The 1,238-nt window shown below is 63.0% G+C and carries 2 protein-coding genes; both read right to left on the reverse strand.

What is annotated here, in order from left to right; translation table 11 throughout:
* Positions 1 to 52 precede the first annotated feature (52 nt).
* Positions 53 to 901 carry a sulfurtransferase gene (locus tag Q0L94_RS17870; RefSeq protein WP_296756045.1) on the reverse strand — a complete coding sequence of 283 codons (849 nt, stop codon included), beginning with the start codon at positions 899 to 901 and terminating at the stop codon, positions 53 to 55.
* 82 nt (positions 902 to 983) lie between these two features.
* On the reverse strand, positions 984 to 1,238 hold a 255-nt coding region (locus Q0L94_RS17875; protein ID WP_296756048.1), incomplete at its 5' end, for a TusE/DsrC/DsvC family sulfur relay protein.

The following is a 1,238-nucleotide window of genomic DNA, read 5'->3' on the forward strand; positions in this document are numbered from 1 at the left end:
TCGCCGTCCCGCTTGAACCAGACGGTACGTACACGTACGGGTTTGACCATGATTATTCTCCTGTGGCCACGGGGCGGGCGGGATCGGTGATCCACTCGCTCCACGAGCCGGGGTAAAGCCGTGAACCGGGGAGACCGGCGATTTCCATCGCCAGCACGTTGTGGCAGGCGGTGACGCCGGAACCGCACATGTGGATGACCTGCCAGGCCGGCTTGCCCTTGAGCAGGGCCTGGTAGTTCTCGCGCAACGCTTCGGGCGGCAGGAAGGTGCCGTCCACATCGAGATTCTCGTCGAACGGGTAGTTGATCGCGCCCGGTACGTGCCCGGCCACCGGGTCGAGCGGTTCGAACTCGCCGCTGAAGCGGCGATCCGGACGCGCGTCGAGTATGAGTTGTTCGCCGCTCCGGGATGCGTGCAGAACCTCGTCCGCCGTTACGATCTGGCTGGGCTCGGGCAGGCAGGCGCAGGCGCCTTTGTGCGGTGACGGGATGTTGCCATCGACCGGGCGTTTTTCGCGCGTCCACTTCGGGTAGCCGCCGTCCAGCAGCGCCACGCCAGGGTGGCCGAGCCAGCGCATCATCCACCACAGCCGCACCGCCATGGCGCCATAGCTGTCGTCGTACACTACGACCTGCTTGTTGACCCCGACGCCCCATTGGCAGAGTTTTTCGGTCAGTGCGTGCGGATCGGGCAGCGGATGCCGTCCCGTGGTTTCGCCGACGGGGGCGGAGAGGTCTTCGTCCAGATGCACGTAACGTGCACCCGGAATATGTGCTTTCTCGTACGCCTGACGGCCTGCCTCGGTGTCGGTGAGGGTGAAGCGGCAGTCCAGAATGATCCAGTTGGGGTCATCCAGATGCGCGGCCAGGTCTTCAGTGGTAACGAGGGTGTTGGAAAACATGGTTGGAGCCGTGAAAAATGAACCGCCTGTTGGGTGGGCGCGGTTTTTCCGCTCCGCGCCCGACAGGCGGCTTTGATTGGGATCAGTAGCCGCCTTTGCCGAAGGGCTTGGGCAGGCCGGCAACGCGCGCACCCTGGCGAGCCGGCATATTGGGGAATAGCTCATACAGCTTTTTCTTCCAGTCGGTGCCCGGGTGCATATCTTCTATTTCCGCCAGCATGTTGCGGAAGTTCGGTGTTTGACCGTCTTCCTTATATTTGTCGCGCAGGTAGTTGATGACCGTCCAGTGCTCGTCGGTCAGCGTGATTTTTTCAGCCGCGGCGATGACCGGGGGGAC

It is taken from the genome of Thiobacillus sp. (assembly GCF_024708915.1).

What these genes read in the sequence shown, in the direction of transcription:
- Q0L94_RS17870 (WP_296756045.1), bottom strand. Translation starts at nt 901, where the DNA reads ATGTTTTCCAACACCCTCGTTACCACTGAAGACCTGGCCGCGCATCTG.